We start from the raw sequence: 18,248 nt of genomic DNA, 5'->3' as shown, positions 1-18,248 counted from the left end.
GTCTTCGAATCAGGTAGAGGGCAGATCATGCAGAATCTCATGGATCAGGAGGCACGCCGCTTTGGTGCGGTGAACTGGATGGGTCTCTATACGCTGGCCCGGCGGGAAACTTTGCGGTTTATGGCGGTGTGGACGCAGACACTTTTGGCACCGCTGGTGACTGCGGGGCTGTTTCTGCTGATCTTCAACATCGCTATCGGGCCCAGCCGGCCTGATGTGATGGGCGTGCCATTTTTGACCTTTCTGGCGCCGGGCATCATGATGATGACGGTGATCCAGAATGCGTTTGCCAATACTTCGTCCTCGATGGTGATCTCGAAGGTACAGGGCAACATCGTCGATACCCTTATGCCGCCGCTTTCGCCGTTAGAGATTCTGCTGGGATACCTTGCGGGCGGCATTGCCCGTGGCTTTCTGATCGCTGTCGTCGTTGCAACCGCGCTGGCGCTGGTGCTCGGTATTGTCCCGCAGAACCCACTGATCGCCATGATCTTTGTAGTGCTGGGAGGGGCCTTTATGGGCGCGCTGGGCCTTTTTGCCGGGATTTTCGCCAATAAGTTCGACCAGATGGCTGCGATTACCAACTTCATCGTCACGCCTTTGGCGTTTCTTTCTGGAACCTTTTACTCGGTCGAGGCATTGCCGCCGGTTTTGTACCGGCTAAGCCACGCCAACCCGGTTTTCTATCTGATCGACGGGCTGCGCTATGGTATGATTGGGGTTTCGGACAGCTCGCCCTACCTTGGGATGTTGATCTGCACGGCTGCAACACTGGTGGTCGGTGCACTGACCTGGCAGATGCTGCGAACGGGCTATCGGCTCAAGGCCTGACGGTGCCGCGCCTCGCGCCACACAAGAATCAGCCCTCCGGCCAAGATGATGGCAGATCCAATCAGGCTGACCGCGTCGGGGACCACATCGAATATCGCAAAATCATATAGCGCAGCGAACAGCAGTGTCGCATAGCTTATCGGCGCTACGAAAGACGCATCTGCCCGCGCCATGCCGTTAACGAAACAGGCCTGTGCGCAAGCCATCAATGCGCCGATCCCCGCAAGGGCCGCCCATTGCGCCGGGTTGGGCATCTGAAACACGAAACTCACCGCGACTGATGCGATGGTCAGGCCCATCGCGTTGTTCACCAATAGAATTTGGATCGGGCTCTCTCGCCCTGACAGCTTTTTGATAAAGATCAGCTCCATCCCGATGACGACCGCCGCCGCCAGCGCCAGTAACGCCGCAGGTTGGAAGCTCGCAGGTGTCGGGCGCAGCAGAACCATTGCCCCGATCAGGGCCACCGCCGCCGCCAGCCAGCGCCAGGGGCCGACGCCTTCTTTCAGCAAGGGAATGGCCAGAACCATCGCAAAGACCGGGTTCAAGAACGAAATCGCCGTCGCATCCGCCATCGGTATGAACGCGACCGATGCAAACATCAGCGTGATTCCCAGCCAGCCAAAGCTTGTCCTACCGATATGCAGCCCCCAATGGGGCCGCCGCAGTTTAGGGCGCATGATGCCCACTGCCGAAACGATGACCAGGAAGGCGAATAGAAACCGCCCGTGGCTGATCTGCATTGGATGCAAAGGAGCACCTAGCGTATCTGTCCCCAAAGCTTTGGCCAGCAGGGTAGTTGCTGCAAGGAATGCACTGGCGACAAAAATCAACAGTGCCGCTAGGGGCGGGTTATGCGCTTTGGGAACGAACATGCGTAAGCGGTGCTGTACGGGTGGACGAAAGGCAAGGGGTAAAACGGTCAGGGCTGTCCCGACGGTGTAGCAAGAGCCTGTTTGGCCTGTCGCAAGCTGTCCAGAAAACGATTTGCGCGCTCGATCCGCGCCTCAACCTCTTCGATCCGTTCCTGAAGAAATGCTACGCCGTCAAAGGTTTCGGGATCAGCCGCACCAAGTTGCCCCAGCAGGGTTGCAAGTTGGGCGATACTGATCCCCGCCGCCTGTGCATCGCCGATCTGTTCCAGCGTGATCAGCGTGTCATCCGGATAGTCGCGATAGCTGTTTGTCGCTTCTGGCCCGGGGCGCGAGGCAATCAATCCGTGCCGCTCGTAAAACCGCAATGTGTCGCGGGGCAGCCCGCTTCGGCGGGACAGTTCTCCGATACGCATATGTAAAACCATTGACTATACTCTATGGTTTTGATCTTATGGCTCGTGGTCAAAGCCTGCAAGGGGAAAGATGATGGGATCCAAATGTCAAAGCTGCGGCATGCCTCTTAGCAAGGATACCGAAGGGGGCGGCAGCGAAGCGGACGGAACCCGCAGCACACGGTATTGTTCACTCTGTTACGCGGACGGTGCGTTTCGACATCCCGGTGCCTCGTTCGAGGAATTTCAGTCCCATTGTCTGGATGCGCTGGTGAACAAGGGCATGCCCCGCATTCTGGCCTGGGCTTTTACGCGCGGTATGGGTCGATTAGGCCGCTGGAGCGAAGGCTGATACGGGGGTTGCAGCGTTGCAGCAACAAAGCTCTTTTCATCGCAAATCTTCGGCGCTATACGGCATCCATGATCAAACACGCTGATATCCTGCGACTTCGACGCCGACGCTTTGCCGCGTAACCGGCCCGTTTGATCCTTTTGCGCTGCCCAAATCGGCGCATCTCCCACCAAATCAGTTGACGAACATGGCCCTCGTGTATCACTCACGGGGCTCAACATATCGAAAAGGATGATCCGATGATCCCGTCCGTTCTGCCGACCTATAATCGTGCGCCCCTGACCTTTGTGAAGGGCGAAGGCGCTTGGCTGACCGAGGCGGATGGCCGACGTTTTCTGGATATGGGCGCGGGGATTGCTGTGAATGCACTGGGCCATGCGCATCCGGCGCTGGTGAACGCGCTGACGGAACAGGCCCACGCGCTGTGGCATGTGTCGAACCTTTATAACATCCCTCAGCAGCAGGCGCTGGCTGATAAGCTGGTTGAACATACCTTTGCCGACACGGTGTTCTTTACCAATTCAGGCACGGAAGCCTGCGAGCTGGCTGTGAAAATGGCACGCAAATATTTCTACGATAAAGATCAGCCCGAACGGGTCGACATCATCACCTTTGACGGTTCGTTTCACGGTCGGTCCTCGGCAGGCATCGCCGCTGCGGGGTCAGAGAAGATGACCAAAGGCTTTGGCCCGCTGCTGCCCGGCTTTGTACACCTGACATTTGGTGATCTTGACGGTGTCACCAATGCGATCTCGGACAAGACCGCGGCGATCTTGATCGAACCCATTCAGGGCGAGGGCGGTATTCGCCCCGTCCCTGATGCCGAGCTCAAAGCGCTGCGTCAGATCTGCAACGACAATGGCCTGTTGCTGATCCTCGACGAGGTCCAATGCGGCGTTGGGCGTACCGGTAAACTTTTTGCCCATGAATGGGCGGGCATCACGCCTGACATCATGATGGTCGCCAAGGGCATCGGTGGAGGGTTCCCTCTGGGTGCGGTGCTGGCCACCGAAGACGCGGCCAGCGGCATGACGGCAGGTACGCACGGGTCGACCTATGGCGGAAACCCTCTCGGTTGTGCGGTGGGCTGCGCGGTGATCGACCAGGTTGCAACCCCCGCCTTTCTGGACGGGGTCAATCGCAAGGCGGGCATGTTGCGCCAGAAGCTCGAAGGATTGATTGCAAATCATCCGGACGTGTTCGAAGAGGTGCGCGGCGCAGGGCTCATGCTGGGTCTGAAATGCAAGGCGACCAACTTGGATGTGGTGAATGCGGGATATGATAACGGCCTCATCACCGTTCCCGCCGCTGACAATGTGATCCGCCTATTGCCGCCTTTGACCCTCACAGAGGACGACATTGCACAGGCGGTTATTCGTCTGGAGAAAACGGCCGCGCAGGTCGAAAGCAATCTGGCGTCTGCCTGAGCCCACCCGATTAGAAAAGCGAAACGACATGAAGCACTTCCTCGACATTCACAAAACCAATGCCGCCGCTTTGCGGGGCATGATCGACCAGGCTGCTGCCATGAAGCAGGCGCGTCTGGGGCAGCCAAAGGCGGCACCGGATGACGAATTGGCACTCAAAGACCGCATGGTCGCCCTGATCTTTGAAAAACCGTCAACCCGGACGCGCGTGTCCTTTGATGTAGGCGTGCGCCAGATGGGTGGTCAGACGATGGTCCTTTCGGGCAAGGACATGCAGTTGGGTCACGGCGAAACCATCGCCGACACCGCCCGCGTGCTGTCGCGCTATGTCGATATGATCATGATCCGGACCTTTGACGAAACCATCCTGACCGAGATGGCGGAATACTCGGACGTGCCGGTGATCAACGGCCTGACCGACCGCACTCACCCCTGCCAGATCATGGCCGATGTGCTGACGTTCGAGGAACACCGCGGACCGATCGCCGGGAAGAAAGTCGTTTGGACTGGCGATGGTAACAATGTGTGTGCCTCGTTCCTTCACGCGGCGGGCCAGTTCGGGTTTGATCTGACTTTTACGGGCCCGGCGCAATTCGACCCCGAAGAGGATTTCATGGGTTTTGCCCGTCAAAAAGGGTCCAAGATTGTTGTGGAACGGGACCCCTACAAGGCTGTAGATGGGGCCGATCTGGTTGTCGCCGATACCTGGGTTTCGATGCACGACTCTCAATCCGCGAAAGAACGGCGCCACAACCTGCTGCGTCCTTATCAGGTAAACGCCGAATTGATGGCCCATGCCAAACCCGATGCGCTGTTCATGCATTGCCTTCCCGCGCACCGCGAAGAAGAAGCGACATCCGATGTCATGGATGGGCCGAACTCGGTCATTTTTGACGAGGCCGAAAACCGACTGCACGCCCAGAAGGCCGTTATGCGTTGGTGTCTGGGCGTCTGAACACATGAAAATGGCAAGAGAGAGCCGTGTGCTCTCTCATGATTTCCGGAGTGCACAATGCCCCATATAGTCCTCGAATTCTCTCAGGGCCTTGAAGAGAAACATGATTTCCATGCGGTCTGCGAGAAGTTGTTTGCGGTGCTTTCTGAACATGCTGAGTTTGATGCACCGGCCCTTAAGATCCGGGCCAACCCGGTCACCTATTTTCGGATCGGGACCGAACCGCAGACCTTTGTCCATGCGACGCTTTTATTGATGCAGGGCCGGGATGGGGCTACGCGAGCTGAACTGAACGCTACCGTTTTGGATGTTCTGACTGTTGCCATGCCCGAGGTTGGCAGCATCACGGTACAAGAGGTCGAACTGAACCGTGCGTCTTATGCCAAACGCCTGGCGTGATTGTGTTTGGCAATTTGTCGATCTGAAGCACGGCGACTGACACCTTCTTTAGTCGTAAGCAACATTCCTTTGCAGGGCAGCAAAAATGCCCTGCATTCCCTGTCAAACAGGTGATCGGGTAGCGAGCTGTTTGGATGGTTCTTTTCTCAGGTGGAATTTCTGTTAGAATTGTTATGTAATAACATTAATGATATATCATAACGGACAAAAATCCACCGGAGTTGTGCAATTATTGAGGTTTCTTTCAGGTGCAGCGGCCTGCATCTTGCAGGGGCGAACCGTTGCCTGCCGAAAAAGGGAGAAACTGGAATGAGCTGGAACCCGTCTCACAACCCCGATCGTTTGACTGAGAACCCGTCTTTAGAGGCACTGATCATTCCTCGCGCACGTGATCTGGGTGGGTTCGAGGTGCGCCGCGCGCTACCCTCGGTCAAACGACAGCTTGTTGGCCCGTTCATTTTCTTTGACCAGGTCGGCCCTGCAGAATTCATCACAGAAGGCGGTATAGACGTCCGGCCTCACCCTCATATCGGGTTGGGCACGGTCACCTACCTGTATAAAGGGGAATTTGAGCATCGTGATAGCTTGGGCACCCATCAGATGATCTATCCCGGTGAGGTCAACTGGATGATTGCAGGACGTGGCGTGACCCATTCTGAACGCACCAGCAAGGAAACGCGCAGCAAAAGACACAGTCTTTTTGGCATTCAGACCTGGATCGCGCTGCCAGAGGACCAGGAAGATATTGCACCGGACTTCGAACATCACAAACAATCTGCGCTGCCCCATATTCAGGATGCTGGGGTCAGCGCTCGTCTCATCCTTGGCTCGGCTTATGGTGAAAGCAGCCCGGTCACGACACTGTCTGAAACCTTCTATCTGGACGTGCAGCTTGCCCCCGGGGCCTCTTTTCCTTTGCCTGATGATCAGGAGGACCGCGGTGTTTATGTGACGGAAGGAACGGTTGAGATTGCCGGCGATCAGTTCACCCAAGGTCGTATGATGGTGTTTCGGCCAAGGGATCGCCTTTCCGTTCAGGCAGGGCCGCAGGGTGCGCGGCTAATGTTGCTTGGAGGTGCGACGTTGAACGAGGATCGTTATATCTGGTGGAACTTCGTGTCGTCCTCAAAGGAAAAGATAGAAGCAGCCACCCGCGAATGGAAAACGGCGGACTGGGCCAAAGGGGCTTTTCAACTGCCTCCGGGGGACGATCAAGACTTCATCCCGATTTCAGAAGACCTTGAACGCACCCGTCCGAGGCGCGCGCGCTGACCTGGCGTCAGTTGGCCTTGTCTGACAGGCGGATCGCGGCAATCTTTGGCCGAAGGGGAGGGGCGTCATGAGGATCGCAATCGCGGGGGCGGGCAGCATTGGATGTTACTGCGGGGCTTTGCTGGCCCGATCCGGTCACGATGTCACCCTGTTGGGGCGGGCACGAATCCTCGACCCGATCCGGGATAAGGGGCTGATGGTCACAGATTTTTCAGGCCTGCGGTGTCATGTGACCAACCTGTCCCTGACCGAAGATCCGGCGGAACTGAGTGATGCTGAAATAGTCATTGTCACGGTAAAGACCGGCGCGACGGAAGAGATGGCGAAGGATATCGGGAAACACGCTCCAGACGCTGTGATCCTCTCTTGGCAAAATGGGCTGGAAAACGCAGGCACCTTACGTACGATGCTTCCGCACCACGATGTCCGCGCCGGTATGGTGCCGTTCAACGTCGTACCGACAGATACCGGCGGATTTCATCGCGCGACTTCAGGTGAAATCGTTATCCAATCCGGCCTCGGCGATTTGGGCGCAAAGCTGACTGGCCCCGACCTACCGGTGTCAGAGAGTGACCAGATCGAAGCCGTCCAATGGGGCAAGCTGGTGATCAATCTCAATAACGCGCTGAATGCGCTGTCCGGGTTGACGTTGAAACAGCAGTTGCTGGACCGCAACTGGCGCCAACTGATGGCAGATCAGATGTCCGAAGCTCTGACCGTGTTGCGATCCGCAGGACAACCGATTGTGTCAATGACGCCGCTGCCCGCCTGGATGACACCGCATATCCTGCGTCTGCCTACGCCTTTGTTTTCGCGGATCGCATCCCGGATGCTGATCATTGACCCTTCGGCGCGCACCTCTATGGCCTATGACCTGATGGCAGGGCGCCCAACGGAAATCGACAATCTGCAAGGCGAGATCATCCGTTTGGGCGAGCAGCAAGACATTGCGACCCCAATCTGCGCGCAGGTTCGCGAAAAGATTGCACAGAACCCAAAATCCCCGCTTACTCCCGAGCAAATCCGAAGCTGATGGGTTAGAGAAAAGCCGTCAGTGTCCAGAAGATAGCGGCTGATAACACTGCGGTAGCGGGGACCGTTATGATCCAGGCAGCCACGATCGTCATGAAATGCGAGCGACGGACGAGTTTCCGGCGTTTTTTCTCTTCCTGTGCTTGGCGCCGCTCGGGCAGTCGTTGGTGGTTCGCGTTCTTTCTGCGCCGCTCGGCATGCCATTCGCGATAAAAGCCCACTCCGAAGACCGCTCCCACTGCGATATGGGTGGAACTGACGGGCAGGCCCAGCCAACTGGCCAGGATCACAGTGATCGCCGCAGAAAGGGCGACACAGAATGCGCGCATTGGGTTGAGCTTGGTGATCTGACTGCCGACCATCCTGATCAATTTTGGGCCAAACAGGAACAGCCCAAAGGAAATTCCCAGCGCTCCGATCACCATCACCCAGGTTGGAATTGCGACTTGTGCAGCGAAATCCCCGAACTGCGCCGTATGCACGATTGCCGCCAACGGACCAACCGCATTTGCCACGTCATTGGCGCCGTGGGCAAAGCTAAGAAATGTTGCTGAAATAATAAGTGGTAGCCCAAACAGCGTTTTCAGAGACTTCGTTCTGTTTTCTAGTCCTTCTGATCTGCGATGCACCCAAGGGACTGTCACCAGCCATGTCAGAAATCCGGTGGCCAGACCGAACAGCAAAGCGACTTCAAGCTCAACTTTGACCAGCTTGTTCAGGCCTTTGACGGCCAAATAGGTGGTAAAGGCACCAGCCATGACAGCAACGAGTATCGGCACCCAACGGCGGGCAGCGGCGATCTTGTCGTCCTGATACTGAATTTTGGCATTGATCAAAGCCAGAAAGCCAGCGGCAATAGTTCCACCTAACACAGGAGAGATGATCCAACTGGCGGCAATGGCGCTCATCGTGGTCCAACTGACCGCGCTTAGGCCAGCTGCTGCGATGCCCGCCCCCATGACGCCCCCTACCACCGAATGTGTGGTCGAAACAGGCGCGCCGACCCAGGTGGCCAAGTTGACCCACATGGCTGAAGAAATCAGAGCCGCCATCATCGCCCAGATAAAGACGGTGCTGTCGTGAACCGATGCCGGGTCTATAATCCCTTTCGAAATCGTCGAGACGACATCCCCACCTGCCAGCAAGGCCCCCGCGCTTTCTGCGATGGCTGCGATGACGATTGCGCCGGTCATGGTCAGCGCGTTGGCCCCGACAGCGGGGCCCATGTTATTGGCAACATCATTTGCGCCGATATTGATGGCCATATAGGCCCCAAAACCGGCTGCCGCGACAACGATCAACCCGCCATCAGCCCGCCCAAAAACCACTGCGGCCGTCAGCCCGGCCAGCGCAATAAAGGCGAAGGCGATACCCGGCGCCAGCATGGGGCGTGCCACATGGGCATTGGCATACTCAACGCGTGAGATGCGCGCCAGATCGCTGTCCAGCGATTGCCAACGGGGTTTGGAGCTTGGGTTCGACATCAGGCTATTGCGGGCGGTTTCCAAAAGAACACCCGCGGCTATACGGTTTAGCTCAGACGAGCAACCGTGGCGTCATCACTTTTTGTGGAGGTGTCACAGCTGCAGCAGCAAAGCGCGCAGTTCGGGTTCCTGAACACGTTCGGCCGCTATCACGGGCGAAACCCACTCGCGGGTCCTTTCCTCGGCCTCGGGGTAGATATCGGCCAGTTCCTGCACTTCGATCCGATAGACATTGGTCACCACAGTCTGGCTGGCTCCGTCTTTTAGGATCTTGTCATAAGTATATTGCCCAACAGGGTCTTTGGATAGGGATTGGGCGCACACGCCGGCTTCTTCCCAGGCCTCTTGCCGGGCAGCCTCGGCGCCATCCAGGCCATCAATCGGCCAACCTTTGGGGATGATCCAGCGTCCGGTGTCCCGGCTGGTGATCAAAAGAACCTGCAGCCCGTCCTGCGTTTCGCGGGTGCACAAGGCGCCAAACTGCACCCGATGGGGGCGCAGGAACAGAGGCCGGGCGACCTCTTCCCAAATATTTCGCAGCCATTTTGTCATGTTTGTCGTTCGCGTACCCGGGTTTTACCTGAGCAGCCCACATAGCAATGAAACAGATAATCTTCAATGAACGCCCGGAATCGCCGTGCTTTCCGCATCTTCATGCCAAGAATTTTCGACGAAAATTCCCGACGGCCGCCTAATTTCGACGTTTTGCGCGCAGGGTGGGGTCGGCCTTGGTCGGATCTTCGGGCCAAGGGTGTCTGGGATATTGCGCGCGCATATCTTTGCGCACATCCGCGTATGACCCAGCCCAGAAACCGGGCAGGTCGCGCGTGATCTGGATGGGTCGTTGGGCCGGTGAAAGAAGCGTGATCTTGAGGGCCTCACCGCCAATGACTGGATGGCGCGTTACGCCAAACAGTTCCTGCAGCCGCACCGAGATTTCCGGTACTGCACCGCCATAATCTATCGGCACCTTTCGCCCCAGAGGAGTTTCAAACGACCCTGGAGCGCGCCGGTCCAGTTCCTGCGTCTGGGCCCAGTCCAGTCGGGCGCGCAACGCTGGCAACAGGTCGAACCGTTTCCAGTCTTCAGCATTGCGGACGCCGGAAAGCATCGGCAACAGCCAGTCTTGCAGCGTGTCGGTTAACCCCTCGATCGAGAAATCAGGCAGCTCTGCGCCTTCGGTCCGGACCAGTTCCACCCGTGCCGCCAATCGCGCAGCGGCCCCGTTCAGTCGCAGGCCAAGATCACGGACGCCATCCAGCATCGCCAATGCAACTGCTTCGTCCGGAACCTCTTTCCAAACACGATCACTCAACGTGATTGCGCCTAGCCGTTCTTGTTTGCGCGCAACGACACGGCGGTCACGTTTTGACCAGTCGCAGACCTCGATCCAGGTGATCTGATCCTCGAACAAGTCACGAATTTCCTTTTCCGAGATCTGTGCGGCCATGCGCACCTTTGCTTCGCGGGGGTTGCCATCGGTATCGGTCACAACCAGATAAGGCGCGGCAGCCAGCGTATCGCTGCCATCCAGCACAACACCCTTCCCTCCTGACAACACATAACGCGGCTCATCCCCTTTGCGCCGTTGTCCAATGCGATCGGGATAGGCGAGTGCGGCTGTTGCCGCTGGGCTGAAGTCGGACAGGTTGCCTTTGGTTTGCAGCCGCTTGGTCTCGGTTTTTATCCGTTCTAACGCACCAATGTTGACCTGCCAGACACGGTTGCGTTGAAAGGCGCGCATATCTCGCATGGCTTCGAGCCTAAGCAACATATCCACCGGAGCACCCCGTAAGGGATCGCGCTCGGCCATGAGAGCGGCCAAAGGTGCGGCGGCGGGGCCGACCTGTTCCAGCATATGTCCCAATCGCGGGTGCAGAGGTAGCGCCGCTAGTGACCGCCCGTGGTCGGTGATCCGTCCCTTCCCATCCAGCGCGCCCAGCATCATCAGCAACGTGCGTGCCTCTGTCATCGTGCCCTCGGGTGGAGGGGTCAGGAAAGACAGTTCTTCGGGGTCCGCCCCCCAAAGTGCCAGTTCCAGCGCCAGCCCGGTCAGGTCGGTTGCCTCGATCTCGGCCGGGGGATAGGCGGCCAGCGCGCCTTCTTCGCCCTTCGACCATAAGCGATAGCACTTGCCTTCGGCGACACGACCAGCGCGGCCAGCGCGCTGCGTTGCCTCGGCGCGCGTCACCCGCTCGGTCACTAGTCTGGACATACCCGACCCCGGATCGAAACGCGCCCGCCGAGCCTGTCCCATGTCCAAGACCACGCGAATGTCTGGAATGGTCAACGAGGTCTCGGCAATGGACGTAGCCAAAACCACTTTGCGACCGGTTTCGACCGGTGCAATCGCTTGGCGCTGGGCAGCAAAAGGCATCGCGCCGAATAGTGGTCGCACCGTAGCTTTGCTGGATAGCCGGCCAGCCAAGGCGGCCTCTGCCCGGCGGATTTCGCCTTCTCCGGGCAGGAACACCAACATCCCACCTTCTGTTTCGCGCTCGGCCTGAACCACAAGATCGACCAATGCGTCCAGCTTTCGCGCCTGTTGTCCTAGCGGTCGGTCCAGCCAACGTGTTTCGACCGGGTAACTGCGCCCTTGGGACGTAACAACGGGGGCCTCCATCAACCGTCCCACAGGCTCAGCGTCTAGCGTTGCCGACATTGCCAGCAGGATCAGATCGTCCCGCAATGCCCCGGCGACCTCAAGGCACAAGGCCAGGCCGAGATCCGCGTTCAGGGACCGTTCATGGAATTCATCGAAAATCACCGCACTAATGCCGGGCAGATCGGGTTTGACTTGCAGCATCCGGGTCAGGATACCTTCGGTGACGACCTCGATCCGGGTCGATTTCGATACCTTCGCCTCGCCCCGCACGCGATAACCAACTGTGTCGCCCACGCGCTGTCCCAGCGTATCGGCCATGCGCTCGGCAGCAGCCCGGGCCGCCAAGCGGCGGGGTTCCAGCATCACGATCTTGCCATCGCATAGCCCCGCCTCGAATATCGCCAGCGGCACTCGTGTTGTTTTCCCCGCGCCCGGAGGTGCCTGCAGCACTGCGCGGCCCGAAGCCTTTAGGGCGGCAAGAAGGTCAGGAATGGCGTCGTCGATGGGCAGGCGTATCATGCGGGCTTTATCCGCCAACGGTACGACAAGGTCCAGTTCCGTCTCTTATGCCCGGAGAGCGCATATCCCAGAGGTAAATTCTTGTGCGCTCTGGTCTGGACAAACCCCTCATTGGGACGGCAACTAGAACTGCCGCAACTGATTGGGGGCGAAATGGAACTGGACAGCCTGAGTGACAGGATTTTGAACGGAGACCGGCGCGCGCTGGCCCGTGGTATCACGCTGGTGGAAAGCGGTCGCGCCGATCATCGTGCGCAGGCGACGGAACTGCTGACCAGATTGACCAAAGAGGGCCGCCAGGCCCTGCGGATCGGATTGTCAGGAACGCCCGGCGTCGGGAAGTCCACGTTCATCGAAAGCTTTGGTATGATGCTGACAGGGCAGGGGCTGCGTGTTGCAGTTCTTGCAGTAGATCCCAGCTCAACTCGGTCGGGCGGGTCCATTCTGGGGGACAAGACCCGGATGGAACGCCTGAGCCGCGAGAAAAACGCCTTTATCCGTCCATCACCCAGCCAGTCGCACCTGGGCGGCGTTGCCCGCCGCACACGTGAGGCCATCGCTTTATGTGAGGCCGCTGGGTTCGATGTTGTTTTGATCGAAACGGTTGGTGTCGGGCAATCGGAGACGGTTGTCTCCGAGTTGTCGGATCTGTTTATGCTGTTGCTTGCCCCGGCGGGCGGTGACGAACTGCAGGGCGTCAAGCGCGGTATCATGGAAATGGCCGACATGATCTTGGTCAACAAGGCGGATGGTGACTTGAAATCTGCCGCCACTCGCACCTGCGCCGACTATTCCGGGGCGCTGCGTCTTTTGCGTAAACGACCCCAGGACCCGGAAGGATTTCCCAAGGCGATGACTGTCTCAGCGGTCGAGGAACATGGGCTGGCTCAAGCCTGGGAGGAGATGCAGTCCCTCAGTAAATGGCGCCGTGAAAATGGCCACTGGGAGGTCAACCGCGCCACGCAAGCACAATATTGGTTCGAACAAGAGGTTCGGTCTGCCCTTCTGGCACGCCTGGCGACTCCACAAGCGCGTTCGGAAATGGAGCGTCTGGGCTCGCAGGTCAGCACTGGTCAGCTCAGTCCGTCGGTTGCGGCGGAACATATGTTGTCTGCTTTAGTCGCTGGCTAAGGCCTTATTCAAGCCTTTGATCTCATTCTCTTTCTGATTTCGGATCGGTGGGTTATCGCCCATAGGTTGCAAGTTGACCCAAACTTGATGCAAACTCAGGTTAAGGCCGCGCATCTGTCGCCAGGCCGGATATGCGGGAACCGTCAGCTATGCCCGATATTACTGGGACCAACGGCAACGACGATATCGACGTTAACAATGACACGGGGACCCTGAACGGTTCACCGGCTGGAACTCCGATTGATAATATCCGCGGCCGGGGTGGCGATGACGACGTCGACATCAATAACAGCACGATTACCGGGAATGTCATCGGCAATGCCGGCTCCGACACGATCACCGTCACCAGTAGCACCATTGGTGGCAGGATTGCCAGCGGGTCGGATGACGACACTGTCGATATCAGTGGCTCGAGTGTTGGAAACATCCGGCTAGGGAGCGGCAACGATACCCTGAATTTCACCAGCACCAGCGTCAGTGGCGATTTGCGTGGCGGCGGCGGGACCGACACGTTGAACTTGCCGGTGGGTACCGTCATCACCGATACCAATTTTGGCGTCATTAACGTCGTAGATGGCGTAGGCTATACCCTGTCCAGCGGGACATTCACCCTACCATCCGGTATCACGGTCACATATTCTGCCTTTGAGAACGGAAGTGGCGTTCCTTGTTTTACCCGTGACACGCACATCCTGACGCAGGACGGCATGAAAGCAATCCAAGCGCTGCGGATCGGGGACATGGTCCCGACCATGGGGTGCGACCCTCAGCCTATACGCTGGATCGGTCGTCGACAGTTTGACCGCACCGCCTTGCTGGAAAATCCCCGGCTCTTGCCGGTACGAATCCTTGCAGGTGCGCTGGGCGAGGGTTTGCCGCATCGCGATCTTCTGGTCTCACGCCAGCACAGGATGCTGGTGCAGTCCAGAATCGCGGAACGCATGTTCGGCACCACCGAAGTTTTGATTCCGGCGATCAAACTGACCGCACTGCCGGGAATCTATATCGATGAGGCCGTGCAATCGGTTGAGTATTTTCACCTGCTATTTGATCGCCATCATGTCATCTTTGCCGAAGATGCCCCAACCGAAAGCCTGTTCACCGGAGTCGAGGCCCTGAAATCCCTCGGGTCGGAGGCGCGGCGAGAAATTTTCGAAATCTTTCCGGAACTGATCGAAAATCATGGTGAAAACCCGGCCCGGTTCATTCCATGTGGACGCCAACAGTCCCATCTGATCCAGCGGCATTTGAAGAACAACAAACCCTTGCTTCAACGCAATGGCGCCTAGGTCTTATAGAGTTTAAGATGGGTGCAAAGATTTCGCACGGCCCGTCTTGACCCTTCCTGTGATTCCCACTAAACGCATCCAACCAGTTTTCGGGCGCGACTTCGGGTTGCGCCCCTTGTGATTTGGCCACGGGTCCTGTACCCAGCCCGCAGATACAAAGGAAGAAACCATGTCGCGCCGTTGCGAACTGACCGGAAAAGGCCCGATGACTGGCAACAATGTCAGCCACGCCAAAAACAGAACTCGTCGTCGTTTTCTGCCCAACCTGAACGACGTAACCCTGCAGTCGGAAACCCTGGGTCGTGGCGTCAAGCTGCGTATCTCGGCCGCTGCCCTGCGTTCAGTTGACCACCGTGGTGGTCTGGATGCGTTCCTGGCCAAAGCCAAGGATGACGAGCTGTCCACCAACGCACTGAAAGTGAAAAAAGAAATCGCCAAGGCTCAAGCTGCGGTCTAAGCGTTCTTTTTCACCAAAGATTTCGACCCTGTACCCGAACGGTGCAGGGTCTTTTCTTTTGTCTGATTGAGTTTAGACGATTTCGCCGTCAGAGCGTGATCTTGTTCACATACAGTGTTCTGATGTTTGAATATGTTTGTTCATATTCTATTGGCGGAGTTCGATCTCATGTCTTTCAAATCCTTTGATTCCCTCTCCCTGTTGGCGGCCTTTTTTGGCAAGACGTTTGGGACATGTGTGCGGATGCAGCGTCAGGTGAACAGGTTGCATACCAGCCTGACCAAAGGGTCTGTCAAACGTCCCGGATTGGACAACTGACCTCGTACTGACCAAAATGACCCGAGGGCTTCTGGCGCATTCGATTGTGCTTGAAGCCCTTTTTGTCTCGGGCGTATACCGAAGGCAGGATGAAACACTTTCGGAACAGATTTCTATCATTTGCCCTGTCGCTGCTGGTCAGTCTGACTGGTCAGGGGGTGGCTGCGTCGCGTGGCGTTGATACCGCAGTCGGGCAGATGGTGCTGTGTACTGGTGTTGGTCCTGTTGTGATCTATATGGATGCGGAGGGGCAACCGGCGAAGCCCCCGCATTTCTGCCCCGACTATGCGCTGACGTTGCTGGGTGCTATCGCTGTCGTTTCACATGTGCTGCCCGATGCACCAAGTTATGCCGGGCCATTTTTAGAGCGCGGCGACAGGAGCCTAATAGCAGCGCCCGTTCCGTTTCAGCCCGCCCGCGCGCCACCTGCAAGAGCCTGATTAAATTTAACTTTTTCAGACACTTGACATAGGAGAGGCACAATGTCCCTCACTTCCAAACTTTTGGCAACCCTGGCTGCGGCCGCATTTGCCACCACTGCAATGGCGCAGGAAACCATCACATTAGAAGATGCCTATGCGCGCTCCGCCGGCAAAACGGCGAAAGCGGGCGCGGCCTTTATGGTGATTCAGAACACAGGCGAGGCGGATGACCGTCTTGTTCGCGCGGAATCGGAGGCGGCTGCACGGGTTGAGCTGCACACGCATCTGATCGATGCCAATGGCGTGGCGCAGATGACCCATGTCGAAGAGGGATTCGTCATCCCAGCCGGTGGTGCGCATGCGCTCAAGCGCGGGGGCGATCACGTGATGTTCATGGGATTGGTTGCGCCGTTTGAACATGGTGCAACTGTGCCTGTAACGCTGGTTTTTGAAAAAGCCGGTGAGGTTGAGATCGACGTGCCGGTTGATCTGGAACGAAAAGACATGGGCGCCCACTCGAACTAAGGTCACGTCATCCTTCAAGCCGCTATGTGGCCGTCATCCACGCGTCAGGCCGGGCTTTGCCCGGCCTGTTTGCCTATCGCTTCAACGGTTAACAACCCGCATCGAAACGCGGTCATGTGCCCGTTTGAAGCGCACTGCCAGAAAGAACATCACGGCGGCGAAAGCCAGCGCGGAAAAGGCAATGGCCCACCCCAGTGCGACCATGCCACTGCCGGGCCAGAACAACAGCACCAACCCAATGATCAGCGCAATGATCCCCGAGTTTCGCACCATCACGGCATCCGGGTTGTTGCTGGGTATCTGCCGCCATGCCAGCAACGAACCGATGCCGACGATCAGCGCCCAAGCACCCAGCAGGAAAAACGTCAGCCGCGCAACACCCTCGGGCCAGATCAACAGGACAAGCCCAATCAATAGAGCCCCGATGCCGACGCCGCCGATCAATCCGCGCCGTCCAAAGCCCAGTAGGGTCAGGCCGCCATCTAGAACCAAAAGCAGGCCGACCAGTCGCAACAGCAAAGAGATACTGCCCGTTGGCCAAAACAGCGCGGCGATCCCCAATGCTCCGGCCAGACACCCGCGTAACAGGAAGGTCCACCACAGATTTGCCAGTTGGTCGCCAAATGTATCGCGGCCCTCCATACTGGAATCGTCCAGGATTTCTTCGCGCGTGTGGTGGGGGTCGGTCATGGGAGCCTCTTATTTCGATTGTCGTATCAATAATTTTGGTGCCGGTCTGGCGGGCTAAGATTCGCGCAGCAGCTTTTGAACCCAGCGTGGCACGGTTTCGGATGCAGGGCCAAGTATCACCTGATCGAAACTCGAGGCGCCGGATGACGGATCTAGGTTCAACTCGACGGTTCGTGCGCCTGACATTGTCGCCTCGTGCACAAATGCTGCGGCGGGGTAGACCTGACCCGAGGTGCCGATTGAAGCGAAGATAGCAGCATTGGCCAAGTGATCGTAGATCAGGTCCATAAAATAGGGCATCTCACCGAACCATACAATATCGGGTCGGGCGGTTGGGCCACCGCAGGCGGGGCAGGGTTCACCCACCGACATCTTGGGCGGGGCGGCCCAGCGGTGATCGCAGGTGGTGCATAAGGCCCCAGCGAGTGTGCCGTGCATATGGATCACATTCTCGGATCCTGCGGCTTCGTGGAGGCCGTCGACATTCTGGGTCACGATGATAACCTCGCCGAGCCAGTTGCGTTGCAGATGGGTCAGCGCGGTATGGGCCGGATTGGGTTGCGCCTGTGCAGCCTGCACACGGCGCGCGTTGTAGAACTTGTGCACCACCGCCGGATTGCGGGCAAAGCCTTCGGGCGTGGCGACATCCTCGATCCTGTGCTGCGCCCACAGACCTCCTTCGTCGCGGAATGTGCCCAGCCCGCTTTCGGCGGAAATCCCGGCACCGGTCAGAATGACGATCTTTTGCATTTCCGCCTCACGCGTTACACCCGGTTGTATGACACACCGTATCCTTTTCGTCTGTTTGGGCAATATCTGCCGGTCTCCGGCCGCCGAAGGTGCTTTTCGCGCCCGTGCGCCGCATCATGCCACTGACAGCGCCGGAACCTCTGGCTGGCACATCGGAGACCCGCCTTATGGCCCAATGCAGCAGGCTGCTCATGCCCGTAGTATCGACATCAGCGATCTGCGCGCGCGCAAATTCGTGGCCGAAGATTTTGACCGCTTTGACCTGATCATCGGAATGGATGCAGAGAACCTTACCAATATCGAAAACTTGCGTCCCCGTGGCAACGAAACTCCGGTTCGCTCGCTGACTGATTTCGCTACTGAGACAGGCGCGGATCATGTGCCCGATCCGTATTACACCCGTGATTTCGAGGGCACGCTGGATTTGATCGAAAAGGCCGTCGCAGGTCTTGACGCACATCTGAGGGCTTAGTTGTAAAAGCTCTGATGTCTTCGACATTCAGATGTAAAATCAATCGACGCC

The 18,248-nt window shown here is 57.8% G+C and carries 20 protein-coding genes; 13 read left to right on the top strand and 7 right to left on the bottom strand.

What is annotated here, in order from left to right; all coding sequences use genetic code 11:
- Nucleotides 1-27 precede the first annotated feature (27 nt).
- A complete protein-coding gene (locus AC2FJW_RS16790) occupies nt 28-831 on the top strand; it encodes an ABC transporter permease (RefSeq protein ID WP_496703358.1) in 804 nt (267 codons plus the stop codon).
- On the opposite strand, the gene AC2FJW_RS16785 is transcribed toward AC2FJW_RS16790, so the two are convergent.
- A complete protein-coding gene (locus AC2FJW_RS16785) occupies nt 813-1,706 on the bottom strand; it encodes a DMT family transporter (RefSeq protein WP_496690153.1) in 894 nt (297 codons plus the stop codon). The two genes, AC2FJW_RS16790 and AC2FJW_RS16785, sit on opposite strands and share 19 nt — an antisense overlap.
- A gap of 47 nt (nt 1,707-1,753) precedes the next feature.
- Nucleotides 1,754-2,131: a MerR family transcriptional regulator gene (locus tag AC2FJW_RS16780; RefSeq protein ID WP_496703360.1), complete on the bottom strand. Its 378-nt coding sequence runs from the start codon at nt 2,129-2,131 to the stop codon at nt 1,754-1,756.
- 61 nt (nt 2,132-2,192) lie between these two features.
- Between AC2FJW_RS16780 and AC2FJW_RS16775 the strand changes: the two genes are divergently transcribed.
- The 6 genes from AC2FJW_RS16775 to AC2FJW_RS16750 all read left to right on the top strand — a co-directional run bounded on the left by AC2FJW_RS16775 (nt 2,193) and on the right by AC2FJW_RS16750 (nt 7,536).
- A complete protein-coding gene (locus tag AC2FJW_RS16775; protein WP_496750741.1) occupies nt 2,193-2,450 on the top strand; it encodes a zinc ribbon domain-containing protein in 258 nt (85 codons plus the stop codon).
- 239 nt (nt 2,451-2,689) lie between these two features.
- On the top strand, nt 2,690-3,877 hold the full coding sequence (locus AC2FJW_RS16770) for an aspartate aminotransferase family protein (protein ID WP_496694249.1): 1,188 nt from the start codon (nt 2,690-2,692) through the stop codon (nt 3,875-3,877).
- Nucleotides 3,878-3,905: 28 nt separating this feature from the next.
- Nucleotides 3,906-4,832 (top strand): ornithine carbamoyltransferase, encoded by a 927-nt coding sequence (argF, locus tag AC2FJW_RS16765; protein ID WP_271950442.1) that lies wholly within the window; start codon nt 3,906-3,908, stop codon nt 4,830-4,832.
- Nucleotides 4,833-4,889: 57 nt separating this feature from the next.
- A complete protein-coding gene (locus tag AC2FJW_RS16760; RefSeq protein ID WP_496698054.1) occupies nt 4,890-5,231 on the top strand; it encodes a 5-carboxymethyl-2-hydroxymuconate Delta-isomerase in 342 nt (113 codons plus the stop codon).
- 309 nt (nt 5,232-5,540) lie between these two features.
- Complete coding sequence (locus AC2FJW_RS16755) at nt 5,541-6,503, top strand: pirin family protein (protein ID WP_282027759.1); 963 nt, start codon at nt 5,541-5,543, stop codon at nt 6,501-6,503.
- 67 nt (nt 6,504-6,570) lie between these two features.
- The gene (locus AC2FJW_RS16750) at nt 6,571-7,536 is read left to right on the top strand and encodes a 2-dehydropantoate 2-reductase (RefSeq protein WP_496703364.1); all 966 of its coding nucleotides are present in this window, start codon (nt 6,571-6,573) and stop codon (nt 7,534-7,536) included.
- A gap of 4 nt (nt 7,537-7,540) precedes the next feature.
- Here the strand turns inward: AC2FJW_RS16750 and AC2FJW_RS16745 are convergent, their stop codons facing one another.
- From AC2FJW_RS16745 to hrpB, 3 genes are all read right to left on the bottom strand, one after another.
- The gene (locus AC2FJW_RS16745; RefSeq protein WP_282027761.1) at nt 7,541-9,019 is read right to left on the bottom strand and encodes an inorganic phosphate transporter; all 1,479 of its coding nucleotides are present in this window, start codon (nt 9,017-9,019) and stop codon (nt 7,541-7,543) included.
- A 93-nt stretch (nt 9,020-9,112) separates the two neighbouring features.
- Nucleotides 9,113-9,571 (bottom strand): NUDIX hydrolase, encoded by a 459-nt coding sequence (locus tag AC2FJW_RS16740; protein ID WP_496698060.1) that lies wholly within the window; start codon nt 9,569-9,571, stop codon nt 9,113-9,115.
- A gap of 139 nt (nt 9,572-9,710) precedes the next feature.
- Complete coding sequence (hrpB, locus tag AC2FJW_RS16735) at nt 9,711-12,143, bottom strand: ATP-dependent helicase HrpB (protein WP_496750739.1); 2,433 nt, start codon at nt 12,141-12,143, stop codon at nt 9,711-9,713.
- A 153-nt stretch (nt 12,144-12,296) separates the two neighbouring features.
- Here hrpB and meaB point away from each other — a divergent pair, with 153 nt between their 5' ends.
- The 5 genes from meaB to AC2FJW_RS16710 all read left to right on the top strand — a co-directional run bounded on the left by meaB (nt 12,297) and on the right by AC2FJW_RS16710 (nt 16,285).
- Entirely contained in the window at nt 12,297-13,274 is a 978-nt protein-coding gene (gene meaB / locus AC2FJW_RS16730; protein ID WP_142638208.1) for a methylmalonyl Co-A mutase-associated GTPase MeaB, read from the top strand.
- 149 nt (nt 13,275-13,423) lie between these two features.
- Nucleotides 13,424-14,563 (top strand): Hint domain-containing protein, encoded by a 1,140-nt coding sequence (locus AC2FJW_RS16725; protein ID WP_496750738.1) that lies wholly within the window; start codon nt 13,424-13,426, stop codon nt 14,561-14,563.
- 169 nt (nt 14,564-14,732) lie between these two features.
- Complete coding sequence (rpmB, locus tag AC2FJW_RS16720) at nt 14,733-15,020, top strand: 50S ribosomal protein L28 (protein ID WP_142638086.1); 288 nt, start codon at nt 14,733-14,735, stop codon at nt 15,018-15,020.
- Nucleotides 15,021-15,427: 407 nt separating this feature from the next.
- Nucleotides 15,428-15,778: a hypothetical protein gene (locus AC2FJW_RS16715; RefSeq protein WP_496750736.1), complete on the top strand. Its 351-nt coding sequence runs from the start codon at nt 15,428-15,430 to the stop codon at nt 15,776-15,778.
- 42 nt (nt 15,779-15,820) lie between these two features.
- The gene (locus AC2FJW_RS16710; RefSeq protein WP_142638090.1) at nt 15,821-16,285 is read left to right on the top strand and encodes a copper chaperone PCu(A)C; all 465 of its coding nucleotides are present in this window, start codon (nt 15,821-15,823) and stop codon (nt 16,283-16,285) included.
- An 81-nt stretch (nt 16,286-16,366) separates the two neighbouring features.
- On the opposite strand, the gene AC2FJW_RS16705 is transcribed toward AC2FJW_RS16710, so the two are convergent.
- Both AC2FJW_RS16705 and AC2FJW_RS16700 read right to left on the bottom strand, forming a co-directional pair.
- Nucleotides 16,367-16,975 (bottom strand): HdeD family acid-resistance protein, encoded by a 609-nt coding sequence (locus AC2FJW_RS16705; protein ID WP_281973240.1) that lies wholly within the window; start codon nt 16,973-16,975, stop codon nt 16,367-16,369.
- A 54-nt stretch (nt 16,976-17,029) separates the two neighbouring features.
- Complete coding sequence (locus tag AC2FJW_RS16700; RefSeq protein WP_496750734.1) at nt 17,030-17,725, bottom strand: NAD-dependent deacylase; 696 nt, start codon at nt 17,723-17,725, stop codon at nt 17,030-17,032.
- A gap of 28 nt (nt 17,726-17,753) precedes the next feature.
- On the opposite strand from AC2FJW_RS16700, the gene AC2FJW_RS16695 reads away from it, so the two are divergent.
- Nucleotides 17,754-18,197, top strand: a complete 444-nt coding sequence (locus tag AC2FJW_RS16695) for a low molecular weight protein-tyrosine-phosphatase (protein ID WP_496750733.1) — start codon at nt 17,754-17,756, stop codon at nt 18,195-18,197.
- The last annotated feature ends 51 nt before the right edge of the window (nt 18,198-18,248 follow it).

This window comes from Ruegeria sp. CDSA020, assembly GCF_059612345.1.
This window is presented reverse-complemented; position numbering and strand designations above follow the sequence as displayed.